Origin of the sequence: Methylobacterium guangdongense (assembly GCF_038442355.1) — a bacterium.
In the GTDB taxonomy this organism is placed as follows: Bacteria; Pseudomonadota; Alphaproteobacteria; order Rhizobiales; family Beijerinckiaceae; genus Methylobacterium; species Methylobacterium guangdongense.
This window is the reverse complement of record NZ_JBBXMX010000015.1, coordinates 84,651-111,641: the sequence shown is the minus strand read 5'-3', so window position 1 is coordinate 111,641 and position 26,991 is coordinate 84,651. Positions and strand designations below refer to the sequence as shown.

26 protein-coding genes are annotated in these 26,991 nt (G+C 72.1%); 11 read left to right on the top strand and 15 right to left on the bottom strand.

Going from position 1 to position 26,991, the window contains the following annotated elements; all coding sequences use genetic code 11:
* Window positions 1-8 precede the first annotated feature (8 nt).
* From AAHG09_RS23610 to AAHG09_RS23580, 7 genes are all read left to right on the top strand, one after another.
* A complete protein-coding gene (locus tag AAHG09_RS23610; protein ID WP_342109949.1) occupies window positions 9-929 on the top strand; it encodes a branched-chain amino acid ABC transporter permease in 921 nt (306 codons plus the stop codon).
* On the top strand, window positions 926-2,431 hold the full coding sequence (locus tag AAHG09_RS23605) for an ATP-binding cassette domain-containing protein (protein ID WP_342109948.1): 1,506 nt from the start codon (window positions 926-928) through the stop codon (window positions 2,429-2,431). Before AAHG09_RS23610 ends, AAHG09_RS23605 begins: the two co-directional genes overlap by 4 nt.
* Before the next feature lie 295 nt (window positions 2,432-2,726).
* On the top strand, window positions 2,727-3,980 hold the full coding sequence (locus tag AAHG09_RS23600) for an acyl-CoA dehydrogenase family protein (protein ID WP_342109947.1): 1,254 nt from the start codon (window positions 2,727-2,729) through the stop codon (window positions 3,978-3,980).
* Complete coding sequence (locus AAHG09_RS23595; RefSeq protein ID WP_342109946.1) at window positions 3,977-5,035, top strand: phosphotransferase family protein; 1,059 nt, start codon at window positions 3,977-3,979, stop codon at window positions 5,033-5,035. The genes AAHG09_RS23600 and AAHG09_RS23595 overlap by 4 nt, the downstream gene beginning before the upstream one ends.
* A gap of 2 nt (window positions 5,036-5,037) precedes the next feature.
* Complete coding sequence (locus AAHG09_RS23590) at window positions 5,038-5,814, top strand: SDR family NAD(P)-dependent oxidoreductase (protein WP_342109945.1); 777 nt, start codon at window positions 5,038-5,040, stop codon at window positions 5,812-5,814.
* A gap of 220 nt (window positions 5,815-6,034) precedes the next feature.
* Window positions 6,035-6,805, top strand: a complete 771-nt coding sequence (locus AAHG09_RS23585) for an SDR family NAD(P)-dependent oxidoreductase (protein WP_342109944.1) — start codon at window positions 6,035-6,037, stop codon at window positions 6,803-6,805.
* Window positions 6,802-8,571, top strand: a complete 1,770-nt coding sequence (locus AAHG09_RS23580) for a class I adenylate-forming enzyme family protein (protein WP_342109943.1) — start codon at window positions 6,802-6,804, stop codon at window positions 8,569-8,571. The genes AAHG09_RS23585 and AAHG09_RS23580 overlap by 4 nt, the downstream gene beginning before the upstream one ends.
* Here AAHG09_RS23580 and AAHG09_RS23575 read toward each other — a convergent pair.
* Window positions 8,541-9,167 carry a hypothetical protein gene (locus tag AAHG09_RS23575; protein WP_342109942.1) on the bottom strand — a complete coding sequence of 209 codons (627 nt, stop codon included), beginning with the start codon at window positions 9,165-9,167 and terminating at the stop codon, window positions 8,541-8,543. The two genes, AAHG09_RS23580 and AAHG09_RS23575, sit on opposite strands and share 31 nt — an antisense overlap.
* A gap of 181 nt (window positions 9,168-9,348) precedes the next feature.
* Here AAHG09_RS23575 and AAHG09_RS23570 point away from each other — a divergent pair, with 181 nt between their 5' ends.
* Genes AAHG09_RS23570 through AAHG09_RS23560 form a run of 3 tightly spaced genes read left to right on the top strand, consistent with a single transcriptional unit; the run spans window position 9,349 to window position 12,125 of the window.
* Window positions 9,349-9,594: a ferredoxin gene (locus AAHG09_RS23570; protein WP_342109941.1), complete on the top strand. Its 246-nt coding sequence runs from the start codon at window positions 9,349-9,351 to the stop codon at window positions 9,592-9,594.
* A complete protein-coding gene (locus tag AAHG09_RS23565) occupies window positions 9,594-10,862 on the top strand; it encodes an NAD(P)/FAD-dependent oxidoreductase (protein ID WP_342109940.1) in 1,269 nt (422 codons plus the stop codon). Before AAHG09_RS23570 ends, AAHG09_RS23565 begins: the two co-directional genes overlap by 1 nt.
* Window positions 10,863-10,871: 9 nt before the next feature.
* Window positions 10,872-12,125 carry a cytochrome P450 gene (locus tag AAHG09_RS23560; protein ID WP_342109939.1) on the top strand — a complete coding sequence of 418 codons (1,254 nt, stop codon included), beginning with the start codon at window positions 10,872-10,874 and terminating at the stop codon, window positions 12,123-12,125.
* A 171-nt stretch (window positions 12,126-12,296) separates the two neighbouring features.
* Here the strand turns inward: AAHG09_RS23560 and AAHG09_RS23555 are convergent, their stop codons facing one another.
* The 5 genes from AAHG09_RS23555 to bchO form a co-directional block, all read right to left on the bottom strand.
* Window positions 12,297-14,036: a methyl-accepting chemotaxis protein gene (locus tag AAHG09_RS23555; RefSeq protein ID WP_342109938.1), complete on the bottom strand. Its 1,740-nt coding sequence runs from the start codon at window positions 14,034-14,036 to the stop codon at window positions 12,297-12,299.
* 376 nt (window positions 14,037-14,412) lie between these two features.
* Window positions 14,413-15,021, bottom strand: a complete 609-nt coding sequence (locus AAHG09_RS23550; RefSeq protein WP_342109969.1) for an urea carboxylase-associated family protein — start codon at window positions 15,019-15,021, stop codon at window positions 14,413-14,415.
* A gap of 52 nt (window positions 15,022-15,073) precedes the next feature.
* A complete protein-coding gene (gene gntA / locus AAHG09_RS23545; RefSeq protein WP_342109937.1) occupies window positions 15,074-15,856 on the bottom strand; it encodes a guanitoxin biosynthesis heme-dependent pre-guanitoxin N-hydroxylase GntA in 783 nt (260 codons plus the stop codon).
* 297 nt (window positions 15,857-16,153) lie between these two features.
* Window positions 16,154-16,939, bottom strand: a complete 786-nt coding sequence (locus AAHG09_RS23540) for a gamma-glutamyl-gamma-aminobutyrate hydrolase family protein (RefSeq protein WP_342109936.1) — start codon at window positions 16,937-16,939, stop codon at window positions 16,154-16,156.
* 249 nt (window positions 16,940-17,188) lie between these two features.
* Window positions 17,189-18,121, bottom strand: coding sequence for an alpha/beta fold hydrolase BchO (bchO, locus tag AAHG09_RS23535; protein WP_342109935.1), 933 nt, complete (start codon window positions 18,119-18,121; stop codon window positions 17,189-17,191).
* 209 nt (window positions 18,122-18,330) lie between these two features.
* On the opposite strand from bchO, the gene AAHG09_RS23530 reads away from it, so the two are divergent.
* A complete protein-coding gene (locus tag AAHG09_RS23530; protein ID WP_342109934.1) occupies window positions 18,331-18,477 on the top strand; it encodes a hypothetical protein in 147 nt (48 codons plus the stop codon).
* Window positions 18,478-18,495: 18 nt separating this feature from the next.
* Here AAHG09_RS23530 and AAHG09_RS23525 read toward each other — a convergent pair whose 3' ends face one another.
* From AAHG09_RS23525 to puhA, 9 genes are all read right to left on the bottom strand, one after another.
* Window positions 18,496-20,145, bottom strand: a complete 1,650-nt coding sequence (locus tag AAHG09_RS23525; RefSeq protein WP_342109933.1) for a magnesium chelatase subunit D — start codon at window positions 20,143-20,145, stop codon at window positions 18,496-18,498.
* A gap of 227 nt (window positions 20,146-20,372) precedes the next feature.
* A complete protein-coding gene (gene bchI, locus AAHG09_RS23520; protein WP_342109932.1) occupies window positions 20,373-21,383 on the bottom strand; it encodes a magnesium chelatase ATPase subunit I in 1,011 nt (336 codons plus the stop codon).
* A gap of 139 nt (window positions 21,384-21,522) precedes the next feature.
* Window positions 21,523-22,740: a 5-aminolevulinate synthase gene (gene hemA, locus AAHG09_RS23515; protein ID WP_342109931.1), complete on the bottom strand. Its 1,218-nt coding sequence runs from the start codon at window positions 22,738-22,740 to the stop codon at window positions 21,523-21,525.
* A gap of 112 nt (window positions 22,741-22,852) precedes the next feature.
* Complete coding sequence (gene puhE, locus AAHG09_RS23510; protein ID WP_342109930.1) at window positions 22,853-23,659, bottom strand: putative photosynthetic complex assembly protein PuhE; 807 nt, start codon at window positions 23,657-23,659, stop codon at window positions 22,853-22,855.
* A 1-nt stretch (window position 23,660) separates the two neighbouring features.
* The gene (acsF, locus tag AAHG09_RS23505; protein ID WP_342109929.1) at window positions 23,661-24,749 is read right to left on the bottom strand and encodes a magnesium-protoporphyrin IX monomethyl ester (oxidative) cyclase; all 1,089 of its coding nucleotides are present in this window, start codon (window positions 24,747-24,749) and stop codon (window positions 23,661-23,663) included.
* Window positions 24,746-25,042: a hypothetical protein gene (locus tag AAHG09_RS23500; protein ID WP_342109928.1), complete on the bottom strand. Its 297-nt coding sequence runs from the start codon at window positions 25,040-25,042 to the stop codon at window positions 24,746-24,748. Before AAHG09_RS23500 ends, acsF begins: the two co-directional genes overlap by 4 nt.
* Complete coding sequence (puhC, locus tag AAHG09_RS23495) at window positions 25,042-25,542, bottom strand: photosynthetic complex assembly protein PuhC (protein ID WP_342109927.1); 501 nt, start codon at window positions 25,540-25,542, stop codon at window positions 25,042-25,044. Before puhC ends, AAHG09_RS23500 begins: the two co-directional genes overlap by 1 nt.
* A 9-nt stretch (window positions 25,543-25,551) precedes the next feature.
* Window positions 25,552-26,202, bottom strand: a complete 651-nt coding sequence (gene puhB / locus AAHG09_RS23490; RefSeq protein WP_342109926.1) for a photosynthetic complex putative assembly protein PuhB — start codon at window positions 26,200-26,202, stop codon at window positions 25,552-25,554.
* Window positions 26,199-26,978, bottom strand: a complete 780-nt coding sequence (gene puhA / locus AAHG09_RS23485) for a photosynthetic reaction center subunit H (RefSeq protein ID WP_342109925.1) — start codon at window positions 26,976-26,978, stop codon at window positions 26,199-26,201. Before puhA ends, puhB begins: the two co-directional genes overlap by 4 nt.
* Between the last annotated feature and the right edge of the window lie 13 nt (window positions 26,979-26,991).

Below are 26,991 nucleotides of genomic sequence, written 5' to 3'. Positions count from 1 at the left end.
GCCCATCCATGAAGCTCCTCACCACCCCCGGCTTCTGGATCGCGGTCCTCGCCGTCCTGGCCGCCGCCACCCTGCCCTGGTGGGTCTCCGGCTACATCCTCGGCCTCCTGACCATCGCCTACTATTTCGGCGTGTTCTCGATGGCCTGGGACCTGCTCTTCGGCTTCGCCGGCGAGGTGAATTTCGGGCCGACCTTCCTGATCGGGCTCGGGGCCTACGGCGCCGGCATCCTCAACAACCGCTACGAATTGCCGATCCCCTATTGCCTCGCGGTGGGGACCGTGCTCGCCGTGGTCGGCGGCCTCGCCCTGGCGCTGCCGGCGCTGAAGGTCCGCGGCCCCTATTTCGGCCTGATCACCTTGGTGGCGGTGCTGCTCCTGCAGAACATGATCGTGGTCTTCTCCGACCTCACCGGCGGCGAGATCGGCCTGACCGTGCCCGACGTCATCTCGATCGACGCCGACACCAACTACTGGCTGGCGCTGGGCTTCATGGCGGTCTCCGGCCTGATCCTCACCGCCATCGCCCGCTCGCCCGCGGGGCTGATCCTCCAGGCCGCCGGCCAGGATCCGGTGGTGACCGGGGCGCTCGGCTTCAACGTCGCCAAGCACAAGCTCGCCGCCTTCGCGGTCAGCGCCGCCTTCTCGGGCCTCGCGGGCGGGCTGGTGGTCTTCTACATGGGCACCGCTTCGGTCGGCACGCTGATCAACACCTCGGTGGGCGTGCAGGTGATCATCGCGGCGGTGCTCGGCGGGCGGCGGACGATCGTGGGCGCGGCGCTCGGCGCCGTGTTCCTGATCGCGGCGGGCGAATTGCTGCGCCCGCTGGGCGGCCTCTCGACCTTCGTGGTCTCGGCGGTGGCGCTCCTCGTGATCCTGTTCGTGCCCTCGGGGCTGCTCGGCCTCGCCTCCTTCAGGAGCGCCCGATGACCGTCGCCGTCGCGCCCCCGCCGGCCGTATCCCCCGTCCTGGCCGAGCCCTGCCTCTCCGTGCGCGGCCTGACCAAGCGCTACGGCGGTCTCGTCGCCGTCAAGAACATCGACCTCGACCTGCGGCCCGGTGAGATCCTGGGCCTGATCGGCCCGAACGGCTCGGGCAAGTCCACCGTGATGAAGCTGATCATGGGGCTGGAGCGCCCGAGCGCCGGCTCGATCCGCCTCGACGGCGCCGAGATCGGCGGGATGCCGGCCCACCGGGTGGCGCGTTCCGGCATCGGCCTCGTGTTCCAGCACGCGCGGCCGCTCCAGCGGCAGACCGTTCTGGAGAACATCAGCCTCGCGCTCCTGCCCGACAGCCTGATCCGATTGGTCGCGGATCCCCACGTCGCGCGGCGCGCGAAGGAAATCGCCGAGCGCGTCGGCCTCGGCGCCGTCGTCGACCGGCGCCCCGGCACCCTGCCCTTCGCGGATCTGCGCCGGCTGGAGCTCGCCAAGGCCATCGCCCGCGATCCCCGGGTGGTGCTGGTCGACGAGCCCTTCGCGGGCCTGACCGGCGGCGAGGTCGCGGCCTTCTCGGAGCTGATCCGGGGGTTTCGCGACGAGGGCAAGGCCGTGCTCCTCGTCGACCACAACGTGAAGAGCGTCTCGGCCCTCGTGGACCGGGTGTTCGCCATGTATCTCGGCGAGCGCATCGCCGAGGGCTCGGCCGAAACCGTCATGGCCGACCCGACCGTGCGCCGGGTCTATCTCGGCGGCAGCATCGAGACGGCGGCCCGGCCGGAAGCCGCGTTCAAGCCGGATTCGCTGCTGACCGTCGAAGGCGTCGACGTGCTCTACGGCAAGGCGCAGGCGCTCCGCGCCGCCTCGATCCACGTCCACGAGGGCGAGTTCGTCTCGGTGGTGGGCCTGAACGGCGCCGGCAAGACCACCCTGTTCAACGCGATCTCGGGCCTCGTGCCGCATGGGGGCACGATCCGGTTCGACGGCCGGGATCTGTCCCGGATGAAGCCCGCCGCCATCGCGCGCGCCGGGATCGTCCAGGTGCCCGAGACCCGCGAGCTGTTCGGTGACCTCAGCGTGCGCGAGAACCTCGACCTCGGCGGTCAGCATTTCCCGAAGGCCGAGAGCGCCAAGCGCCGCGAGGAGCTCTACGAGCTGTTCCCGATCCTCAAGGCCCGCGAGGGCCAGAGCGCCCGGACCCTGTCGGGCGGCGAGCAGCAGATGCTGACCATCGCCCGGGCGCTGATGATGCGCCCGCGCCTGCTGATCCTCGACGAGCCGACTTTGGGCCTCGCCCCGGTGATCCTGGAACTGCTGTCGAAGGCGCTGGAGAAGCTGCGCCAGACCACGCCGATCACGGTGCTGCTCGGCGAGCAGAACGTCACCTTCGCGCTCCCCCACGCCGACCGGGTCTACGTGCTGGAGCAGGCCCGGATCGTCTGGGAAGGGCCGCCCCAGCGCTTCGCCAGCGAGATGGGATCGGCCTATCTGTGAGGGGTGGCGTGATCCGGGTCGATCAAGATCCACGTTCGATTCGGGTTGGAGCGCAGGTCCCCTCTCCCGTGCGGGAGAGGGACAGGGTGAGGGATCAGGTCTGTCCGGAGGCGGCGCGCCAGGGACGCGCGTCGCTGGGTTGCCTGATCCTGAGAGTTCTCGTCCCTCACCCCAACCCTCTCCCGCACGGGAGAGGGGGCGCGTCGCGCCGCGGGTGAAGGCAGTGGGACGGCGGGCAGCCGGCTCGCACAGCTTGGTGCGCTGGCCGGCAGGAAAACCCTAGGGAGCGGACACCATGGACTTCAACCTCTCCCAGTCCCAGACGCACTGGCTGAACCGCGTCCGCGCCTTCATCGCCGCCGAGATCCTGCCGGCCACCGCCGCGGTCGCGGCCGAGCGGACGGAGAGCCGTGCCCCCGCGCCCACCATGGAGCGGCTGAAGGACCGGGCGAAGGCCGAGGGCCTGTGGAACCTGTTCCTGCCGCCCTCGCCCGAGCACGACACCGCCGACTACCGCGGCGCCGGCCTGACCAACCTCGACTACGCGCTCTGCGCCGAAGAGATGGGCCGGGTCGGGATCGCCTCGGAGGTGTTCAACTGCGCGGCGCCCGACACCGGCAACATGGAGGTGCTGCACCGCTACGGCACCGCGGCCCAGAAGGAGCGGTGGCTCAAGCCCCTGATGGCCGGCGAGATCCGCTCGGCCTTCCTGATGACCGAGCCGGAGGTCGCCTCCTCGGACGCCACCAACATCGCGACGGCGATCCGCCGGGACGGCGACCACTACGTCATCGACGGCCGCAAGTGGTGGTCGACCGGCGTCGGCGACCCGCGCTGCCGGATCGCGATCCTGATGGGCAAGACCGACCCGGAGGCGCCCCGCCACCGGCAGCAATCGCAGATCCTGGTGCCGATGGACACGGCCGGAGTCCGCGTCGAGCGCCTGCTCCCGGTCTTCGGCTACGAGGACGCCCCCAAGGGCCACGGCGAGGTGGTGCTGGAGAATGTCCGCGTGCCGGCCGAGAACCTGATCCTCGGCGAGGGGCGCGGCTTCGAGATCGCGCAGGGGCGCCTGGGGCCCGGACGCATCCACCATTGCATGCGCACCATCGGGGTCGCCGAGGTGGCGCTGGAGGCCATGGCGCGGCGCCTCGTCTCCCGCGTCGCCTTCGGCAAGCGGATCTCCGAGCAGTCGGTCTGGGAGCAGCGGGTCGCCGAGGCGCGGATCGACATCGAGATGACCCGCCTCCTCTGCCTGAAGGCCGCCGACATGATGGACAAGGTCGGCAACAAGGGCGCCAAGCTCGAGATCGCCATGATCAAGGTCGCGGCGCCCCGGATCGCCCTGAAGGTGATCGACGACGCCATCCAGGCCCATGGCGGGGCCGGGGTCTCGGAGGATTTCGGGCTCGCCAAGATGTACGCCCATATCCGCACCCTGCGGCTCGCCGACGGGCCCGACGAGGTCCACAACCGCTCGATCGCCCGGCTCGAATTCGGGCGCTACACCAATGCCCGGCCAGGAGCCCCGGAGGCCGAGCGCGCATGAGCGAGCCCGATGTCTTCTCCGGCGTGAAGCCGGTCGAGCCGCGCCACCGGATCGACGAGGCGAAGCTCGCCGCCTGGATGGCGGAGCATGTGCGGGGCTACGCCGGTCCGCTCACCGTGCAGCAGTTCCGCGGCGGCCAGTCGAACCCGACCTACCGGCTCGACACGCCCGCCCAGGCCTACGTGCTCCGGCGAAAACCCTTCGGCCCGCTCCTGCCCTCCGCGCATGCGGTGGACCGCGAGTTCCGGGTGATCGGCGTCCTCTACGGCGAGGGGTTCCCGGTGCCCCGCCCCTTCGCGCTGTGCGAGGACCCGGACGTCATCGGCGCGGCCTTCTACGTGATGGAGGCGGTGGACGGCGCGGTGCACTGGGACGGGGCGCTGCCGGGCCTCGATCCCCATGCCCGCCACCGGCACTATGCCGGCATGATCGCCACGCTGGCGCGCCTGCACGCGATCGACCCGGAGGCGGCGGGGCTCTCCGATTACGGCCGGCCCGGCAACTACTTCGCCCGGCAGGTCGACCGCTGGACCCGCCAGTACCGCGCCGCCGAGGACGGGCGCCTGGAGGCTGTCGAGCGGCTGATCGCGTGGCTGCCCCGTACCCTGCCCGAGCAGCAGGGCGCCTGCGTGGTCCACGGCGATTACCGCCTCGACAACCTGATTTTTTCGACAGATGGCGGCGTCAGCGCCGTGCTCGACTGGGAATTGTCGACGCTGGGCGATCCGCTCGCCGATTTCAGCTACCTGCTGATGCAGTGGGAATTGCCGGCCGACGGGCGCAGCGGCCTCGGCGGGCTCGACCTCCAGACGCTCGGCATTCCCACCCGCGACGAGGCGGTGGCGCTCTACTGCCGGGCGGCGGACCGCAAGGAACTGCCCGACCTCGACTGGTACTTCGCCTACAACCTGTTCCGGCTGGTCGGCATCCTCCAGGGGGTGGCGGCCCGCGCCAAGGCGGGCAACGCCGCGAGCGAGCACGCCGCCGCCATGGCGGCGCGGGTGCCGAAGCTCGCCGCCGCGGCCTGGGGCTTCGCCGAGCGGGCGGGGGCCTGAGCATGGAATTCTCCGGCCGCGTCGTCGCCGTCACGGGGGCCGCCCGGGGCATCGGCCGGGCGCTCGCGGTCGCCGCCAAGGCCCGGGGCGCGACGGTCGTGGCCCTCGACCGGGATGGGGCGGGGGCGGAGGCCGTGGCGGCGGAACTCGGCGGCCGGGCCTTCGCCCTCGACGTGGGCGATGCGGCGGCGGCCGCGGCGGTTCTGGCCCGCATCGAGGCCGGGATCGGCCCGATCGCGCTCTACTGTTCCAATGCCGGCATCCTCGAGCGCGACCCCGATCCGGATCTCGCCACCTCGGCCGACCCGGAGAGCTGGGCGCGGGCCTTCGCGGTGAACGTGATGGGCCATGTCCACGCGGCGCGGGTGCTGGTTCCGCTCTGGCGGGCCCGGGGCGGGGGCGCGTTCCTCGGCACGGTCTCGGCGGCGGGGCTGCTCAGCCAGATCGGCAGCGCCACCTACGGCGCGACCAAGCACGCGGCGCTCGCCTTCCTGGAGCATCTCGCCATCGCCCATGCCGAGGACGGGATCCGGGTCGCGGCCCTGTGCCCGCAGGGCGTCGACACCGCCATGCTGGGGGAAGCCAGCGCCGCGTCGCGCGACGGCGTGCTGGCGCCGGAGGCCGTGGCCGAGGCCGCGTTCGACGGGCTGGCGTCGGGGCGCTTCCTGATCCTGCCGCACCCGCAGGTGGCCGAATACGCCCGCCGCCGGGCCGAGGACCCCGAGCGCTGGCTCGCCGGCATGGCGCGCCTGCGCCGGTCGATGCGGGTGGGGGGGTGAGGATGGGCGGCGTCCGGCGAGATCGTCGACGGCCGGATGGGGCGCTGGTCCCCTCTCCCGTGCGGGAGAGGGACAGGGTGAGGGATCAGGTCTTTCCGGACAGCGCGCACCCCTCACCCCAACCCTCTCCCGCACGGGAGAGGGGGCGCGTCGCGACTTTCATATCCCGTGGAACGAGGATCGAAGCCGTTCGCCGCTTCATCCAGCACAGAGCTGTGCCATGTCCCTGTTCGACCTGACCGGCAAGATCGCCCTTATCACCGGCTCGTCCCGGGGCATCGGGCGGGCGATCGCCCTGCGGATGGCCGAGCACGGCGCGCGGGTGGTGATCTCCTCGCGCAAGCGCGAGGCCTGCGCGGCGGTCGTGGCCGAGATCGAGGCCGCCCACGGCGCCGGCCGCGCCGTGGCGATCCCGGCCAGCATCTCGGTGAAGGCGGAGCTGCAACACCTCGTCGCCGAGACCGAGAGTCGGCTCGGCCCGGTGGACGTGCTGGTCTGCAACGCCGCCAGCAACCCCTATTACGGGCCGCTCGCCGACATCACCGACGCGCAGTTCCGAAAGATCCTCGACAACAACGTCCTGTCGAACCACTGGCTGATCCAGAGGGTCGCCCCCGGGATGGTCGAGCGGCGGGACGGGGCGATCGTCATCGTCTCGTCGATCGGGGCGCTCAAGGGCTCGCCGGTGATCGGCGCCTACAACGTCTCGAAGGCCGCCGACCTCCAGCTCGCCCGCAACTACGCGGTGGAGTACGGCCCGGCCAACGTGCGGGTGAACTGCCTCTGCCCGGGCCTGATCCGCACCGATTTCGCCCGGGCCCTGTGGGAGGATCCCGAGATGCTCGCCGCCACCACGGGGGCCGCGCCCTTACGCCGGATCGGCGAGCCCGACGAGATCGCGGGCGCCGCCGTGTTCCTCGCCTCCGCGGCCGGCCGGTTCGTCACCGGCCAGGCGCTCGTCATCGACGGCGGGGTGACGATCGCCCGATGAGTCCCGATCCCCGCATCCCCGCCGGCTGGCCGGCCCTGCCCTTCCGCGAGGCCGAGGCGCGGCTCACCGCCCCGGGCGGGCCCTTCGCGATCACGACGATCGACATCCGGGGCGTGCCGACCCGGATCTGGGAGACGGCGCCGCCGACCCTGCGCGACCTGTTCCGGATCGCCCGCGGCCACGGGGACAAGCCCTTCGTGGTCTATCAGGACGAGCGCGTGACCTTCACGGGCTTCGCCCGGGCGGCGACCGCCCTGGCGCAGGCGCTGGTGGCGTCCGGCGTGCGCAAGGGCGACCGCGTCGCCATCGCGATGCGCAACCTGCCCGAATGGCCGGTCGGCTATTTCGGCGCCCTGCTCGCAGGCGCCATCGCGACGCCGCTCAACGCGTGGTGGACCGGGCCCGAACTCGCCTACGGGCTGCAGCATTCCGGCGCGCGGGTGCTGATCGCCGACGGCGAGCGCTTCGCCCGGCTCGCCCCGCACCTGTCCGAATGTCCGGCCCTGGAGCGGGTCTTCACCACCCGGATGGAGCCCGATCCCCGGGCGACGCCGCTCGCCGACATCGTCGGGGGGGTCCAGGACTGGGGCGCCCTCCCCGATCGCCCCCTGCCCGACATCGCCCTCGACCCGGAGGACGACGCGACCCTGTTCTACACCTCGGGCACCACGGGCAAGCCGAAGGGAGCCGTCGGCACCCATCGGGCGGCCGCCACCACGGTGATGGCCTATCCCTATTCGGCCTCGCGCAGCGCCCTGCGCCGGGGCGAGGCGCCGCCGAAGCCCGACCCGGCCGCGCCGCAGCGGGTGGCGCTGCTGGTCATCCCGCTGTTCCACGTCACCGGCTGCCACGCTAGCCTGGGGGCGGCCCTCTACGGCGGGCACCGGCTGGTGATGATGCACCGCTGGGACGCGCACGCGGCCCTCGACCTGATCGAGCGGGAGGGCTGCACCAGCGCGGGCGGCGTGCCGACCATCGCGTGGCAGCTCGCCACGGCGGCCCGGGAGGCCGGGCGGACGCTGCCGAGCCTCGATGCCGTCACCTATGGCGGCGCCCCCGCGGCCGGCGACCTCGTGCGGACGCTGGGCGAGGCCCTGCCCGGGGTCGTGCCCGGCACCGGCTGGGGCATGACCGAGACCTCCGCGACCTTCACCCACCATCAGGGTGAGGATTACTGGGCGCATCCCGATTCCTGCGGGCCGCCGCTCCCGGTCTGCGAGGTGCGGATCCGCGATCCTTTCGGGCAGGATCTGGCCCCGGGGAGCGTCGGCGAGCTCTGCGTGAAGGGGCCGAACATCGTCCGCGGCTACTGGGACGATCCCGAGGCGACCGCCGAAATCCTGTCGGAGGGCTGGCTGCGCACCGGCGACCTCGCCCGGGTGGACGAGGAGGGCTTCCTGACCATCGTCGACCGGATCAAGGACATGCTGATCCGCGGCGGCGAGAACATCTATTGCTGCGAGGTCGAGAACGTCCTCTACGCGCATCCCGACGTGATCGACGCCGTCGTGCTGCCGGTGCCGCACCCGACGCTGGGCGAGGAGCCCGGCGCCATCGTGGCGCTGGAAGAGGGGGCCGAGACCAGCCCGGAGGCGATCCGGGCCTTCGCGGCGGAGCGGCTGGCGGCCTTCAAGGTGCCGGTGCGGATCGTGATCTGGGACGGGCTCCTGCCCCGCAACCCCGCGGGGAAGGTCCTGCGCGCGCCGCTGCGGTCGGTGTTCGCGCCGGCTCCGGATCAGAACGGCTCGCCGTCGTCCGGCCGGTAGACGCGCAGCGCCCGGCCATCGGGGAACAGCACCGTCCGGCGGCGCACCACGAGGTAGCCCGCGGCCTCGGCGCTGCTCAGGCGGTCGAAGCGCTCGTCGGCGTAGCCGGGGCCGTAGCCCGGGCCGTACCCGTAGGGTCGGCCGTAGGGCCGGAAGCGCATGGAGCCCTCCGGCGGCGGAGGCGGCGCCAGGGCGATGCGCGGGCCGGCGATCCGCGCCGCCGCCGCGGCACTGCGCGACCGACGGGCCGAGTCGGCGAGCCGCTTCGACGGCGCGCGATGTTCCGCGGTCCGGGCCGGGGCAGGGCGCGCGGCGGTCTTGCGGGTCGCCCTCCGGGTGTCGCTGCGGGCGGCGCGGGTGGGCCGGGCCTCCGCGGCGGCGGCGGGCATCGACGAGGCGGCCGGGGAAGCGGCCTGTGACGCGGGCTGTGACGCGGCCGGCGCGGGGGCTGCCGCCTTCCGGTCCGGCGCCTCGGCGGCGGGCTTGTGGATCGGCGGGTCCGTCCAGGTCGTGCCCGCGGTGGGCTCGGCCCCGGCGCCGCCGACGCCGAGCAGCAGGACGAGGGCGGCGAGGGTCGTTCGTGCACCGTGCGGCATGGTGCTCTCCTGGGGTCGCGGCGCAGGGGTCGGCCCGCGAGGCGGCGCAACATTAAAGCGAACCGCACGCCAGGGGAATTCCATCGGTCCCGATCCCTGGGGGTGTCGCGTACAGTTTTGCACGTTCGACGCACCGATTCCGCCCTGCGGAACCCGGGGCGTCCCGCGCGGTTGCCCCGCCATGTCGACCCCCGCCGATGCGTCACCCGGATCCCCGCCCGGCCTCCGGGTGAGCGTCGATCTCAACCTGTGCCAGGCCTACGCCCAGTGCTGCTACGCGGCGCCGCGGCATTTCCGAATCGAGGGGCACGAGGCCCTGTTCTACGACCCGGCCCCCGCCGCCGAGGATCGGGACGCCATCGAGCGGGCGCGCGTCGCCTGCCCGGTTCAGGCGATCCGGGTGCAGGATCCGGGGCGGGGCGCCTGATGGCGGGGACCGAATGCGCGGTCGTGGTCGGGGCCGGCCTCGCGGGCCTGCGCGGCGCCGAAGCCCTGCGGGAAGCGGGCTTCTCCGGATCGCTGACGATCGTCGGGGCCGAGCCCCACCTCCCCTACGACCGCCCGCCCCTGTCCAAGCACGTCCTCACCGGCGCGATCCACCCGCACGCCACCACCCTGCCGCACGGCCTCGATGCGGATGTGGACTGGCAGCTCGGCACCCCGGCCGCCGGGCTCGACCGGCAGGCCGGCACGGTGCGGCTCGCGGATGGGCGCACCCTGCCCTACGACCGCCTGCTGATCGCCACCGGCACCCGGTCCCGGCCCTGGCCGAACCCGCACGAGGGGCGGCTCGCCGGCGTCTTCACCCTGCGCGGGCGGGACGACGCCGCCGCGCTGCGGCAGGCGCTCGCCGCCGGCCCGCGGCGCGTCCTCGTGATCGGCGGCGGCTTCATCGGCTGCGAGGTCGCGAGCCTGTGCCGGCAACTCGGCCTGCTCGTGACCCTGGTGGAGCCCGGGCCGACCCCGCTGGCCCGGATCCTCGGCCGCACGATCGGCGCGTTCATCGGGGCGATCCATGAGGGCCACGGGGTCGAGTTGCGCTGCGGCAGCGAGGTCGAGTGGCTGGAGGGCGAAGGCGGCCGGCTGGTCCGCGCCCATTGCGTCGACGGCAGCCGCATCGAGGCCGACATCGCGGTGATCGCGCTGGGGGCCGTGCGCAACACCGAGTGGCTCGACGGGGCCGGCCTGTCGGCGGATCCGGGCGGCGTCGATTGCGACGGCGCCGGCTTCGTGCTCGACGCGGAGGGCCACCCCGATCCGCGGATCGCGGCGGCGGGCGACGTCGCGCGCTTCCCCCACCCGCTCTACGACGGGCGGCGCGTCGCCCTGGAGCACTGGAGCCACGCCGTGGCGCAGGCCGCCCATGCGGGGCGCCTGCTGGCCGGAGCGCCGCCCGACGCGGCCTACGGCGCCCTGCCGACCTTCTGGTCGACGCAAGGGAATCTCGTGGTGAAATCGGCCGGCCTGACCGAGGGGGCCGACGCGGTGGCGATCACCCAGGGCGATCCGGCCTCGGGCCGCTTCATCGCCCTCTACGGCCGCGCCGGGCGCTGCATCGCGGCCGTCTCGGTGGATTCCGCCCGCTGGCTGCCCGCCCATGCCGAGCTGGTCGCCACCGGCGCCCCCTTCCCGCCGGAGGGGACCGCCACCGACCGGCCGAAGGGCGTCGAGATCTTCGAGCCGGGCTTTTCCTGAGGTCACCCCATGCCCGATTCCAGCCTCCTCGATCAGGTCAAGGATTTCGCCAACCGGCCGAACCCCTACCCGGTCTACGCCAAGCTGCGGCAGAACCCGGTCTCGCGCCAGGACGACGGCACCGAGGCGGGCACCTGGGTAGCGGCGACCCACGGCACCATCACGCGCCTGCTGCAGGACCCCCGGGTGAGTTCCGACACCCTGCCCCCGGCCGACCGCCCGCGCACCGGCAACCCGCTCACCGACCTGATCGTGAAGCCGCTCAAGGACTGGATGATGGACCGCCACCGGGTCTTCATCTTCCGCGACCCGCCCGCCCACGACGCCCTGCGCTCGGCCGTGATGCACCAGTTCTCCCGCGAGCGCGTCCAGGCGATGCGCGCCCGGTCGGACAAGCTGGTGGCCGACCTGCTCGACGAGAAGTGCGGCGCCCGGGAGATCGACGCCGTCGACGACCTCGCCTACCCGCTGCCCGTGACGGTGATCTGCGAGTTGTTCGGCGTGCCCCGGGAGGACGAGCCGAAGTTCCACGGCTGGGCGACGCAGCTCGCCACCGCGCTCGAACCCGACAGCCTGTCCGATCCCGAGATCCGCGCCAAGAACAGCCGGACCTTCGACGCGATCGGCGGCTACATGGGCGACCTGATCAAGGAGAAGCGCAAGCACCCGCAGGACGACATGCTCTCGGGGCTGGCCAACCACGCCACCCCGGCGGGGGTGAAGATGGGCGATTTCGACCTGATCGCCACCTCGATCCTGATGCTGGTGGCCGGCCACGAGACCACCGTGAACCTGATCACCAACGGCCTGCTCACCCTGCTGCGCCATCCCGACGAGCTGGAGCGCCTGCGCCAGGACCCGATGCGCGCGCCGCGGCTGATCGAGGAATTGCTGCGCTACGAGCCGCCGGTGCAGTTCCGGACGCGCCGGACGCTGTCGCCTATCGACATCGCGGGTGTGACGATCCCGGAGGGCGCCGATCTCGTGCTGCTGCTCGCCGCCGGCAACCGCGACGAAGCCGTGTTCCCCGACCCCGACCGGTTCGACCCGGACCGGACCGGCACCCGCCATCTCGGCTTCGGCGGCAGCCTGCACTATTGCGTCGGCGCGCCGCTCGCCCGGTTCGAGGCCGAGGCGGCGCTCACCGCCCTCGCCCGCCGGCTCAAGGCGCCGCGCCTGATCGAAGATCCGCCGCCCTATCGGGACGGCGCGGCGTTGCGCGGGCCGGAGCATCTGCGGGTGGCGATCGACGGGATCGCGTGAGGGGCGCCGGGTCGCTTCAGGCTTCGGCGCGGCTCAAACCGTGATCTCCACCGGAATCCCGTCCGGCATCGCGACGACCGCCCCTAGAAGCCGGCCCCGGCGCGGGATCGGCTGATTCGAAGCGTCTCCGGTCCGGTCCGCGCTGTCCACCACCCTCGGGTTGAGAGGCCCTCAGGCGGCCTTGACGGCGGCCAGGAAGGTCGAGACCTCCTGCCCGAGGCTCTCCGAGTAGCGGGCCAGCTCCTGCGCGGCGCTCAGCACCTGCCCCGACGCCGCCCCGGTATCGCCGGCGGCCTTGTGCACGTCGGCGATGTCGGCGCTCACGGCTTGCGTGCCCTGGGCGGCCTGCGAGACGTTGCGGACGATCTCGCTGGTCGCCGCCCCCTGCTCCTCCATGGCGGCGGCCACGCTCAGCGCGACCGTGCGCATCTCGTCGATCGTGCCGCCGATCGCCCGCATGGAATCGACCGCGTGCCGCGTCTCGCCCTGGATCGCCGCGATCTGGCCGGCGATCGTCTCGGTGGCCTTGGCGGTCTGGCTGGCCAGCGCCTTCACCTCGCCCGCCACCACGGCGAACCCCTTGCCGGCCTCGCCGGCCCGGGCCGCCTCGATGGTGGCGTTGAGGGCGAGGAGGTTGGTCTGCCCGGCGATGCCCGCGATCAGCCCCATCACCTCGCTGATCTGTTCCGTCCCCCGGGACAGGACCTGCATCAGCTCGTTGGTCCGGGCGACGTCGGTGCTGGCCCGGTCGGCCATCAGAGACGACTGGGCGACGCGGGCCGCGATCTCCTGGATCGAGGCCGACATCTCCTCGCTGGCGGCCGCCACGGTCTGAACGTTGCTCGACGTCTGCTCCGAGGTCGCGCTCACGCGCACCGACTGCTCGGTGGTGCGGGCGGCGGTGCGCGTCATCTCCCGGGCGGTGGCCTCCATCTCCACCGCGGCCGAGGACAGGCCCTGCGTCAGGGCGCTCACCTGCGCGTCGAACCGGGCGGTCACCGCGTCCAGCACCTCCGCCCGGCGCATCTTGGCGTCGCTCTCCGCGACGGCCGCCGCGTCGGCCGCGCGCTTGGCGATCAGCGCGTCCTTGAACACCTGCACGGCGCGGGCCATCGCGCCGACCTCGTCGCCGCGGTCCTGGTCCGCGACCGGGACCGCGAGGTCGCCCTCCGCGAGGCCGCGCATCGCGGCGGTGAGCCGGGTGATCGGGCGCGACAGGCTGTGGCCGATGAGCAGGAGCAGCGCCACGACCGGCAGCGCGAGGCCGGCGGACCAGAGCGCGATCGTGGTCCCGCGGGCGCGCACGGCCGCGTAGACGTCGTCGCGGTAGAGGCCCGTGGCGATGATCCAGCCCCAGGGCTTGAACAGCTGCACGCTGGCGATCTTCTCGACCGGCTCGGTCCCGCCCGGGCGCGGCTTCATGTAGTTCACGATGCCCGAGCCGTCGCGCAGGGCGGTCTCGACCATCTCGGCGAAGTAGCGCTTGCCGCCGGGCACGTCGGTCTGGTCGAGGACCTGCTTGCCGACGTTCTTGGCGTTGAAGGCGTTGGCGATCAGCTTGCCGTCGGCGGAGAGGACGAAGAAGTAATCCTCCTTGCCGAAGCGCAGGGCGCTGATCGCCGTGAGCGCCGCCTGCTGGGCCGCCTCGGTGGACATCTGGCCAGACTTGGCCAGCGCCTCGTAGTGGACGACCAGGCTCTGGGCCGCCTCGGAGAGCCGACGCGTCATGAGCTCGCGATCCTCGAGGGCCGAGGACCGGATGTCGAGGAAGCTGAGGGTGCTGAGGGCGCCCACGGCGACGACCACCAGGGCCATCACCGCCGCGAGCTTGTGGCGCAGCTTGAGGTTCGCGAGGCTCCGCCGCGGCGCGCTGCGGCCGGCGGACGTCTGGTCAGTCTGCGTGGAGGTCATTCCGAGCACCGAAACGAGGACGGCGACGGCCGTCGAGATGCCCGCATCGGGACGGGACGGACCGCCGATTCGCTGGGCGGAGTGAAGCTCGGCTATTCAGGTTAGTAAATGGCAAACATTGGTGCGGGCCTCCGGCGGATGAAGGTCGTATGAGGGTGCTTCGATCCGTCGATCCGGTTTGGCTCAATGTAAACTGAGGATCCCAAGGCCCTAATCTAGATTAAATATCAAGTTCTAGTCGTCGTAAGCTGGCCGTCGGGGCAGGCACTCGATGACCAGAAATGAGGCTGCGTTTCATGCCTCGACTGGTCGCACGGCCACCGGGAGCGGCTCCGAGCCTTCGCGCCGCTGAACGGCATCCTGCGGCGGGGATCGCTCACACGGATCCGCCACCCTCGATCCGGTAGTCGATCGGCTTGAAGCTGCCGTTGTTCGATTGCAGCGCCGAGCAGGCGGTCAGGCCGATGATCAGGTCGGTTTCGGCCACGAACACGATCCGGTCGCCGGCCCGGCTGAGCGGCGGCTCGACGGTGAGCGCCCCGGTGGTGCCGTCGATCGGCACGTTCATGAAGCAGTTGAACGCCACCGGGATCGCGTCCGGCGCGATGCCGTAGGGGGCCAGCGCGGCCGCGAGATTGCCGAAGCAGCCGCGATGCGGGTCGGTGTCGCCGTAGATGATCCGGAACGTGTCGGCCGAGCACGGGGTCAGCAGGAAGTCGTGCCGCCCCACCGTGTCCTCGACGATGCGCAGCAGCACGTTCGAGCGGTTCGAGTAGAGCGGATCGCCGGTGGTGAGATAGATCCGGCTGGCATAGTCGAGGGTCCGGCCGGACGAGATCACCTCGCCCGTGTCGTGGCGGTTGTAGGCCACGAGATCGGCCACCTGCTCGCCGGTCGGGTCGATCACCGTGAGGCGCTGGCCCCGGTCCAGGGTGAAGGCGACGCCCGAGCGCGGCGCGATCCGCTGCACCGCGGCCTGTTCCATGCTGGCTCCGCTCACGCCGTCATCTCCCTCGCACCCGCGCCAAGTGCCCGCCTCAGGCTCCGGTTCCCGGCAGGGACCGGTCGAGCGGCAGGGACCGGTCGAGCGGCAGGGCCGGCGGATGCCAGGCCGGGTCGGGTGTTCCGGCGTCCGGCTTCTGCTCCGGGCGGGCCTGGAGGGGGCAGCGCCAGTCCGGCCCGACCACGCGGCCGCTGTACTGGCGCGCCTCCGAGGTATCGCCGTGGCGCGCCAGCATCGGGTTCGCGCTGCCGGCGAGGGCCTCGTCGCGCTCAAGGATCGAGGCGCGCAGCTTCTCGTAGCGGCCCTCGGCGCGCAGCCGCTCGAACTGCGCGTGCAGGTTGAAGACCAGCACCGGGGAGGAGAAGCGCCGCGCCGGGCGGCTCGCATTCGGATGGAGGCCGACCACGAAGAACGCCTCGCCGCCGAAGCTCAGGGAGAAATGCGGGTTGTCGGGATCGTCGGCCACCCGGGTGTCGTGCGGCTGGCCGAGCCACGCGTCCTTGTCGGTGAGCGATTGCGCCCGCGCCCAGAGGTTCTGCTCGAACCCCTCCTCCGAGAGGCCGCCGGGGCCCTCGAACACCACCGCGAAGCTCTGGAACAGATCCGGCTGCACCCGGTAGCGCGCCACGAAGGCGAGCAGGGCCGGGTAGATCCGCATGTCGTCCCAGCCCGAGGTGATGTCCCGGGCGACCACGATGGTCATCTTCCCGCGCGACAGCGCCGACTTGGCGCCGACGCAGGGGAACGGCGGGTTGCGGATGAAATCGCGGAAGGCCTCGGCACGGGGGTGCTCTCGGTCGTCGCGGGGAAACTGCATGCGGTCCGTGCCCGTATTCTGCGCACGGCTGCCACACGCGGGGGCAGCTTCGGTGCGGGACTCCGGCAACCCGATCATCCGGGCTCTGTTCCGCGCTGCGACAGGTCGTCCACAGAATGACGCGCGTCGCTGGATGTTCACATAAGCATTGAGCTGAGCCGGTCGGATTTTCGGTCAGATATTTCCGCCGAACAAACCTATGTTATGCGCGGTCAAAACATATGTTAATCCGATCGGCGGGACGTTGGATTGCGTGGACTGCCGGCATGATTTGGGCCGACAGCTCAAAAAACCGTGTCAGCTGCGCCCCGATGCCCGCGCCTGGCGGTGCGCCGACGCCGCGTTCCCGAAGGCTTCGAACAGCGCCCGGTTGATCGGATTGGTCGCCGGATCGTGCTCGGCATGCCACTGCACCCCGAGGGCGAAGCCCGCCGCGTCGCGGATCCGGATCGCCTCGATCGTCTCGTCCTCGGCCACGCCCTCGATCACCACCCGCCCGCCGGGCTCCAGGATGCCCTGGCCGTGGAGCGAATTCACCCGGATCGTCTCGCGCTCCAGAAGCCGCGCGAAGGCGCCGCCTTGGGTCAGGCGCACGTCGTGGCGGTCGGCGAAGATCACCTCCAGATCCGGATGGATCTCGCCGTTCTCCAGGCGCGGCATCCGGTGGTTAAGGCGGCCGGGGAGGTTGCGGATCTCCGGGTGCAGGCTGCCGCCGAAGGCGACGTTCATCTCCTGGAAGCCGCGGCAGATGCCGAACAGCGGCACGCCCCGGGCCACGCAGGCCTCGATCAGGGGCAGCGCCACGGCATCGCGGGCCTCGTCGTAGGGCTCGTGCGCCGGGCCGGGCTCGGCCCCGAACCGGGTCGGGTGGACATTGGCGCGGCCGCCCGTGAGCAGGATCCCGTCCACCGTGTCGAGGAGATCGCCGAGATCGGTGATCGCCGGGGCGGCGGCGAACATCAGCGGCAGGGCGCCCGCCACATGGGCCAGGGCGCGCATGTTGTTCTCGCCGACGATCTGGGCCGGGAACCGGTTGTCGAGCAGGCGCGCATTGCCGATGACGCCGATCACGGGTCTCGCCATCGTCTCGGGGGCTCCTCAGTTGAGATCCGGCGGGCTGTGGCCCGCAGCAGGGTCTATGGCCCAGGCAAGGGCGGCGCCAGTCCTACGTGGCTTACCGCACCAAGGGAGCCCCGATCCTGGTTTCGAAAGGTCAAGACCTTTCGCGGGTCCAGGGCAGAGCCCTGGACGAACGATCTTCAGGGCTCTGCCCTGAACACCCGCCCAAGGGCTCGCCCTTGGGGAACCCCAAATTCTCGATCAGACATACCCTCACGATGTGATCTGCATGTCTGATGGGCTCTCAGGCACGAGGCCCATAGCTTGCGCCTCCGCGCACAATGCCTCCGCCACCTTCTCGGGGGCCTCCTCGTGGGCGAGGTGGCCGAGGCCGCGGATCAGCGCCACCCGGGCATCGGGCAGGCGGTCGCGCACCGCGAAGGCGGTGTCGGGCCGGATCGCCCGGTCGTCGCCGCCGACGATCAGGAGGGTGCGGGTCGTCAGACCCGGCAGGGCCCGGTGCAGGCTCTCGAGGTCCCAGTTCGCCATCATGCCGAGCGCCCCGCGGACATGGCCGGACCGGGCGAAGAGCCGCCGGTAGAGCTCGACCCCCTGCGGATCGAGGCGCGAGCCCGTCCCCTCGATCAGCCGCTTGGCCGCCGCGCGGTCGGCCGTCCAGGCGAAGATCTTCGGGGTGAACGGGTTCAGGAACAGCATCCGCGCCATGCTGGGGAACAGCAGGCTCGCCGCCCCCGGCAGGGGCGCCAGGGCGCCGTTGAAGGCCGCGAGCAGCCGGGGCGCGATGGTGCCGTCGAGGCACATCCGCGCCAGCACGGCCGCGCCCGCGGAATGGCCGGCGGCGAGCACCGGCGGCCGGCCCAGCGCCGCCACCAGCCCCGCCACCGCCCGCGCCATGCCGGGCAGCGACAGCTCGGAATCCGGCAGCGGATCCGTGAAGCCGTGGCCCGGCAGGTCCGGCGCGGTGACGTGGAACTTCGTGGCCAGCAGCGGCGCCAGCCCGCGCCACGAATGGGTCGCCGCCCCGGTCCCGTGCAGCAGCAGCAGCTCCGGCGCGTCGGGCCGGCCGAACTCCTGCACGTGCCAGCGCAGGCCCGCCGCCTCGACGAAGCGGCTCTCCGCCCGGTGCGGCCAGTCCCGACCGTCGCGGTCCCAGTCCGGCCGGTCGGCGTCAAAGGGATTCAGCACGCCCGCATCTCCCGCACTGCATCAAAGCACATCGTCCCTGGCCGGCTGCGTGCGCTATCGTGCAGCCGCGGAAGTATTTCGTAAACCATTGATTTTCCATGCGGTCGCCGCATGCCACGGCTGATCGGAACGCGTTTGTTGCGCTGCGGTAGAATCAGCATATTCCGATTGCGCAAGAACAACAGACACCCCCAACTGCGGAGCAGGCCATGATCCTCTTCACCTCCTCGACCCAGAACATCGCGGCCCCGGCTGCCGGCGGCTGGAGCCTCCGCGCCATCGTCCGCGACATGCTGAACGCGTGGCTCGCCCACCACCAGCGCGTGGCCGATATCGGCGGCGCCGGCCACCTCTGAGCCACAGGGCTGCGGCGCTCAGAGCGCCGCCCGCACCGCCGCGCTGAGCTGTCCGGCCTCAGTGCGCGGCAGTTTGAGATAGCGGGCGCCCATCGCGTCCGCGACCGCCCGGGCCTCCTCGCCCCGGCTCCCGGTATCGACCACGAGGGCCGGCAGACCGGCTTCCCGCAAGGCCCGGGCCGCCTGCAGGGCCTCCGCGCCGGCCCGGGCCCGGCCGCCCTCCCCCGAGCGCGCGACATTGGCGCGCCCGTCGGTCAGCAGCACGATCGCCGGCCGGCTGCCGCCCCGGCGCACCCCCAGCGCCACCGCGACCGCGGCGTCGATCCCCGCCGCCAGCGGCGTCCCGCCCCCACCCGGCAACCCGGAGAGTCCGCGCTTGGCCCGGGTGAGCGAGCGCGTCGGCGGCAGGACCAGCTCGGCGCCCGTGCCGCGGAACGCCACCAGCGCCACCCGGTCGCGCCGGACATAGGCCTCCGCCAGCAGCAGCTCGACCGCGCCCTTGGCTTCGGCCAGCCGTTCCAGGGCGGCCGAGCCCGAGGCATCGACGCAGAACACCGTGGTGGTCTCGGTCCGCTGCCGCAGGATCCGGATCCGCAGGTCGTCGCGCCGGACCACGATGCGGCGCGTCTCTCCCTCTCTTTGGCGGATCGCCTGCCAGGGTGCCGCCGCCCGCAGGGTGCCGAGCAGATCGAGGCGCCCCCGCCGCGGGTCGCCGCGCCGGCTGCCGATCGGCCGCCCGGTCCGGGACGCCGCCGCCTGACCGACCCGCCCCGCCTTCGCGGCCGTGAGCCGTGGCCCGCCCGCCAGCAACTGATCGAGCAGGTTCGCCGGGATCGCCGCCCGCACCGCCTCCAGCACGACCTCCTCGGGCGTGTCCGCGGCGGTGGGTTCCGACGTCGCGTCCGGTGGGGGCTCCGCGCGCGGCTCCTCCGGCGGCGCCTGATGTTCGGAAGCCGGCTCCTCCGGGGCGGGCAGGCGCGTGGCGCGGGGCGCCAGGACGAGACGCGCGGCCGTGACGATATCCTGTCGGCCGATCGGCCTGTCCCCCGCGAGCCTGCGCGCCACCCGCGCCGCCAGGATCGGCCCGCGCAGCGACGCGACGCCGAAGGCCTCCGCCAGGGCGCAGAGGTCGCCGACCGGATCGGGCACGTCGGCGCCGGGCTCGGGATCCGGGGGCTCGGCCCGCATCTCCGCGAGGCCGATCCCGCTCAGGTCGATCCGGAAGGCGAGGCGGTCGGCCAGGGTCTCGGCGACGGTCTCGTCGCCCTCACCCTCGTCGAGGAGGATCAGGCCGAACCGGGCGGGCCGGTCCGAGGCGGTGCCGGTGTCGAGGGCGGCCGCGAGGCGCGAGGCGGTGCCGGGGGGCAGGCGCTCGGCCATGGGCACGACGACGATCCCCCCATGGGCCTGCGCCAGCAGGCCGGCCCGGGCGATCGCGCGGCCCGCCGCCAGGGTGGCGGCGAGGTCGAGCCCGCCGAGCAGGGCGTCGTCGCCGATGTTGGGCGGCAGGCGGCGCCAGGGTGTTTCGGGGGGAAGCGCGGCGCGTAAGATGTCGAGCCAGCGCTCGCGGACCGGGCCGGGCGGGGCGCGGACCACGGCGCCGAAGGCGAGCGGGTCGGCGGCGAGCAGAAGGGCGGCATGCCGGGCATCGGCCCAAAGGCTGGGCACGCTCCCTCCCCCCTCTGCGGGGGAAGGTGGGCCGGCCGTCAGGCCGGGTCGGGTCGGGACGAAGTCCCGCAAGGGGGGACCCCGGCTTCCGGAAGGGACGCGACTGGCATGAAGGGGAGTACCCGTTCCTGCACCGTCGCTCCCCCCTTGCGGGACTTCGTCCCGACCCGACCCGCTTCGCGGGCCACCCTCCCCCGCAGAGGAAGGAGGGAGAGGTGGCGCGCCTATCACGCAAAAACCTCCGCCAGCGCCCGCTCCACCCGGGCGGTGGAGCCGGATTCGTCGAGCGGATTGCGGCGCAGCCGGTGGCGCAGGGCGGCCGGGGCGATGCGGCGGAGGTGATCGTCGGTGACCGTCCCGGCGCCGTCGAGGGCGGCGAGCGCCCGGGCGGTGCGCATCAGGGTCAGCTCGCCGCGCAGGCCATCCGTCCCCAGCGCGAGGCAGAGCCGCGCCGCCCGCTCCAGGGCGGCATCCGGCACGGCCACGGACGGCAGACGCTCCCGCGCCAGCAGGATCTTTTTCTGGATCTTCCGCTCGTCCCCCGCGCGCGCCGCGCAGAACCCCTCCGGATCGCGCTCATAGGCGTCGCGGGCGCGCACCACCGCGATGCGGGTCGGGATGTCCTTCGGGGTCGCGACCTCGCAGGCCAGCCCGAACCGGTCGAGGAGCTGCGGGCGCAACTCCCCCTCCTCCGGGTTGCCGGAGCCGACCAGCACGAACCGCGCCGGGTGGCGCAGCGACAGCCCCTCCCGCTCGACGGTGTTGATCCCGGAGGCCGCCACGTCGAGCAGCAGGTCCACGAGGTGGTCCTCCAGCAGGTTCACCTCGTCGATGTAGAGGAAGCCGCGGTTGGCCCGGGCGAGCAGCCCCGGCTCGAAGGCCTTCACGCCAGCCCCGAGCGCCCGCTCCAGATCGAGGGTGCCGACCACCCGGTCCTCGGTGGCGCCGAGCGGAAGATCCACCACCGGCACCGGTTTTTTGTGACTCTTGCGCGGGCCTCCGTCCGCGCAGTGCGGGCAGGAGTCCGCCGGGCTGTCGGGGTCGCAATTGTACGGGCAGCCGACCACCGCCCGCATCGGCGGCAGCAGGGCGGCGAGCGCCCGGATCGCCGTGGACTTGCCGGTGCCGCGGTCGCCGAAGACCAGCACGCCGCCGACCGCCGGATCCACCGCCGCGATCAGCAGCGCTTGGCGCATCTCGTCCTGGCCGACGATGGCCGAGAAGGGGAAGGTGGGCACTCAGAACTCGCACTGTGCCCCCTCTCCTCCCCCTTGCGGGGAGGAGCCGGAGGTGGGGGTGGTGCAGGATAGGTCGAAGCGGTGCCTCCTGCACCACCCCCACCCCTACCCCTCCCCGCAAGGGGGAGGGAAGAGCGCCCTACTCCGCCGCCTTCTGCCGGAGCCCGATCCGCCCCCAGATCGTGGTGAGCGCCTCGACCAGATGCGCGATGTCGGCATCGCTGTGCAGCGGCGACGGGGTGATCCGCAGGCGCTCGGTGCCGCGGGCGACCGTCGGGTAGTTGATCGGCTGCACGTAGATGCCGAACTCGTCGAGCAGGGTGTCGGAGATCCCCTTGCACAGCACGGGGTCGCAGACCATCACCGGCACGATGTGGCTGTCGTTCGGCATGGTCGGGATGTCGGCCGCCTCCAGCGCCTGCCGGACCTTCGCCACCCGCTCCTGATGCCGGGCGCGCTCGACGCCGCTCGCCTTCAGGTGGCGGATCGAGGCCGCCGCGCCCGCCGCCACCGCGGGGGGCAGCGAGGTGGTGAAGATGAAGCCCGAGGCGAAGCTGCGCACGAAGTCGCACAGCTTCTCGGAGGCCGTGATGTAGCCGCCATGGACCGCAAAGGCCTTGCCGAGCGTGCCCTCGATCACGTCGAGCCGGTGGGCGACCCCGTCCCGCTCCGAGATGCCGCCGCCCCGCGCCCCGTAGAGGCCGACCGCGTGGACCTCGTCGAGATAGGTGAGCGCCCCGTGGGCCTCGGCCACGTCGCAGATCTCGGCGATGGGGGCGATGTCGCCGTCCATCGAGTAGACCGACTCGAAGGCCACCAGCTTTGGCCGAGCCGGATCGACCAGGGCGAGCTTGCGGTTCAGGTCCTCGGGATCGTTGTGCCGGAAGATGTGGCGCTCGGCGCGGGAGAACCGGATGCCCTCGATCATCGAGGCGTGGTTCTCGGAATCCGAGAAGACGGCGCAGTTCGGCAGGCGCGACGCCAGGGTCCCGAGGGCCGCCCAGTTCGACACGTAGCCGGAGGTGAACAGCAGGGCCGCCTCCTTGCCGTGGAGGTCGGCGAGTTCCTGCTCCAGCAGCACGTGGTAGTGGTTGGTGCCCGAGATGTTGCGGGTGCCGCCGGCGCCGGCGCCGCAGCGGTCGATCGCCTCGTGCATCGCCCCGGTGACGGTCGGGTGCTGGCCCATGCCGAGATAGTCGTTGGAGCACCAGACCGTCACGGGCCGGGTGCCGCCCGTGTGGTGGTGGGTGGCGTGCGGGAAGTTGCCGGCGTGGCGCTCGAGGTCGGTGAAGACCCGGTAACGGCCCTCCCGGTGGAGTCCGGCGATCTCAGCCCCGAAGAAGGTCTCGTAGTCCATGTCGCCTCTCCCCGAATCCCCGATGCGGGTTGATCCCGCCTGTGACACCGGATTTCGCACAAGACCAGTTCCAGATTGGTGGACGTGCGTCGCCCGGTTGTGATCCCTCGACTTAGACGTGATCCCGGACGCGATCCCGCGGTCTGACCGCCTCCGCCGGCGTCCGGGCCGGCAGACTCCAGCGCCACAGCTCCGCGGAGGGCAGCGGCAGCATCAGGAACCAGTGCTCCAGAGTGGCGAGCGCGGTGAGCGTCGCCAGGACCGTGAAGCCGATCAGCTCGTGCTCCAGCAGGTCGGTGCCCAGAGCCGCGCGCCCGAGCAAAGCCGCCGCGATGGTCCCGAGGCTCACCGAGACCGGGAACAGCAGGTTCATCGGCTTCCGCGACAGGTAGCAGGCGAGGTAGCCGAGATGGTCCGGCAGGAACTCGGCGTGCAGGTTGCGCACCCCGAGGAACAGGTTGAGCCGCGCCGAGAGGTTCATCACCACCAGGGCGCCGTAGGTCCACAGGGCGAAGCGGTTCGGGCTGCCCCAGACCAGCGCCAGGATCGCCAGCCCCCCGATCACGATGGCGAATTCGTGCCACAGGCTGGTGGCGAGCGCGGCGAAGAACCGGTCGACGCCCCGCAAACCCGGCGCGCAGGCGACCGGCCGGGGCCCCGACAGGAAGCCCATGTAGTAGCTCATCTCCTGCCAGCCCCAGACGACGAGGGCCGCCGTGAAGGCCGTGTAGGCCCCGGTGGCGCTGGTATCCCCGGCGCTGGTGCGGATCGCCACCAGGGCGGCGGCGAGGAGCAGCGTCGCCCCGGCCATGCTCCACGGATGCGTCCGCCGCGGGGCGTGGTCGAGCAGCAGGATCAGCCCGGTGGAGAACCACCAGAGCAGCACCGCGTAGAGCACCGGGGCGGCGTAGGTCGCCATGCTACCAGACCGGCTGGAGGCGGATATCGGCCGGCAGGGCGTTGGCCTTGACGGGCAGCAGGTAGAGCCGCGCGAAGGTCACGGCCGCCCGGGCGGCATGGAAACCCTGCGAAAGCTTGCCCATGACGCCGCCCCGCGCCTTGGCGTCGGCGATCGCCCGGGAGCAGGCGAGCAGCCGGTCGAGCCCCGCCTTGAACTTCGGGTTGTCGAGGTCGAGCTCCAGCGGGAAGGTCTGGCGGGAGATCTCCGAGGTGATCCGGAACACCTTGAAGTCGTAGTCGCTCGGATCGACTCCGAGCGCCGCGTGGAAGGCCGGGCGGTGATGGTCGCGCACGTACATCGTGGCGAAGACCGCGAGCAGGAAGAACCGGATCCAGTACCGATTTATGCCGCTCGTGAGCTTCGGGTTGGCGCGCATCAGCAGCGCGAAGGCCTCGCCGTGGCGGAACTCGTCGTTGCACCACAGCTCGAACCACTTGAAGATCGGGTGGATCCGCCGCTCCGGGTGCCGCTCCAGCTCGCGGAAGATCGTGATGTAGCGGGCGTAGCCGATCTTCTCGGACAGGTAGGTGGCGTAGAAGATGAATTTCGGCCGGAAGAACGTGTATTTTTTGGACTTGGTGAGAAATCCCAAGTCCACGCCGATGCCGAAATCCTTGAGCGTGTCGTTGATGAAGCCGGCGTGGCGCGCCTCGTCGCGGCTCATGAAGCCGAACAGCTCCTTGATGTCCTTGTTCTTCGCGCGCTTGCGCATCTCGGCGTAGAGCACGCAGCCCGAGAACTCCGCCGTGATGGAAGAAACCAAAAAGTCCAAAAACTCCTTCCGCAGCTCGGGCTCCATCCGCGACAGGTCGCAGTCGAACTCTTCGTTGCGGGTGAAGTGGCGCTTGTTCGGGTCGGCGCGCAATTCGGCGATCAGGATGTCCCAGTCGCGCCGCACCGGTTCGACGTCGGTGCGGTCGAGCTCGTCGAAATCGGTCGTGTAGAAGCGCGGGCTGAGGAAGGTCGTCTCCTGGGCGGCCTTGGTCGATTCGTTGACCGGGTTCTTCGGGATCGGCTGGCCGGTGGGGGGCGCAACGGGAGCGTTCACAGCTTCCTCCTCTCGGAAAAGCTGACCTCGTAGAGTTCGGTCAGCTCGAGATGGGCGATGAGCTTGGTCCAGAGCCGCTCCAGCGGCCCGGCCCGGGTGACGGTGGCGGTGCGCTGCACGATGAGGCGCTCGCCGTAGGGCACGGAGGTTGGCGCGTCGTGGACCTGGACCGCGTCGCCGGGCTCGATGTCGAAGCCGGCCTCCAGGGTCACGTGCGCGTGCAGGCTCTCGGGCGTCTGCTCGATCTCGACCGTGCAGGGCACGGTGACGGTGCGGCTGCCGAACAGGGCCATCACCGGGTCTCCGTGGCGGGCGCGCCCGGGGCGGGCATCAGCCGGGCGAAGGCGCCGGCATTGGTCGGCCCGAAGGCTTCGAGCGGCACCCGGCGCCCGGTGGCCTCGTCGGCGAGCGCCAAGCGGCCGTCGTCGTAGCGGGTCAGGCTGAAGGGCTTTTCCGGGCCGAGGCCGTCGCGCTGCCGGGCCTGGGCCAAGCCCCGCAACGTCCCGCGCACAAAGCCGTCCTCGCCGGGGCGGATCCAGGCGACGATCTTCTGGTCGGCGACGTTGCGCAGGGCGATCGAGCCGTCGACCTGATCCTCGGCGCGGAATTCGAGCTGCGCCACGGGCTTGGCGGGCGGCAGGGCGACGAGGCCGACCCCCTCGCTGCGGCCGATCAGGACCGCCAGCATGGTGAAGCCCATCAGCGCGCCTGCGCCGATCATCAGCAGCGCCGGCGCCGGTCCCGCGGCAGCCCGACCCGGTGTTCGGCCGGCGTGATCCGCCCGCTCGCCCATCGTTCCCTCCTACTCGGCCGCGACGAGGCGGCCGGGATTCTCGTTCGCCGGGCCCAGACGGGCCACCCGGACCGGCGGCGCGGCGCCGTCGGCATGGGCGGCGAGCGCCTGTCCCAGCACAGCCGCCGCGGCGTCGGCGTCCGGCACGGACCGCAGCATGGGCTCGGTCCGCGACAGATGCCAGGGCCGGGCGTGCGGCCAGAGCTGAAGGTAGGCGATACGCAGGCCCGGCTGCAACCGCAGCGGCAGGTCGCCGGTGCCATCCGTGAAGGCGCGCAACGCCGCAGTGTCGATCTGCGCGAAGGGCAGGTTGTGGGTCACCGGCAGGGCGATGCCCGCCTGCAGCACGACCCGGCGGTTGGTGATCGTGTAGAGCGTGGTGCGGTGGGTCAGCCACGCGAGCAGCCACAGCAGGGCCACGCCGCCCGCGCCGATCACCAGGGTCGGCAGCACGACCTTCAGCGCCGCGGGCGTTGAGCCCGCCGCGAGGGCGAAGGCGAGGCCGCAGATCCCGAACCACGCGATCACGAGGCGGGCGTGGAACACCCGCACCAGCAGGCCCGCGGTGGTGGGCGCCCCCTGCCACAGGATGCGCTCGCCCGCCGGGAGGGGGCCGGGCAGCCCCCGCGGGGTGTCCTCGGGGAGGAAGTCGCCGCTCATATCAGGGGCTCCGTCCGGGCGGGCGTGGCGTAGAGCGTGCCGGCGCCGAAATACGACATGATCCGCTCCTCCTCCAGAAAGGTGACGCTGTCGGGGTCGCGGGTGGTGGGGATGTCGGCGAACTGGCTGGCGAGCAGCGCCTCGGACTTGACCGTCTTGGTGAAGCCGCCGGCCCGGCAGAACGTCACCGGCATCAGCCGCCGGCCGCCCGTGGGCAGCTCGACCTCGTAATAGCGCAGCAGCGACTCGCCACGGTCGACCCAGACGTCGCAGACGACGCCCGCCACGGCGTTGTCGGTGCCGAACACCGTCATGCCGATCGGGTTCGGGCCATCCTCGTGGACGACGAAGTTGGTGGCCACCCGCAGGGGCACGATCCGGATCTCGTTGTCCCAGGTCCGGTCGTACACGTCGTGCCGGAGCACCCAGGAACCGGGGCCGACGCCGGCCTGGAGCGAGGAGTCGGTGCGCTCGTAGGGGGCGCCCGGCCAGGGCTCGACCTTGCGGGCCGGGATGCCGGTCTCGACGTCGTCGCGGCCATGGACGGCCTGCGGCGCGTAGGTGGTCTCGCCGCCCGGCAGGTGGAACGCCTTGGAGCGGGGAATCAGGAACGGATCGACCGACTTGCGCCGCCCGACCGCCTCGTTCTCCAGGGGGTAGCCCTCGCGCCGGTCCTCGCGGCGGAGCCAGAAGACCAGCCCCGCGAAGAAGAGGAAGAAGGCGTAGAGCACGACCTGGGCGACGTCGACGTAACCTGTCAGTGCGCCGGTTGGCATGGTTGACCTCCCC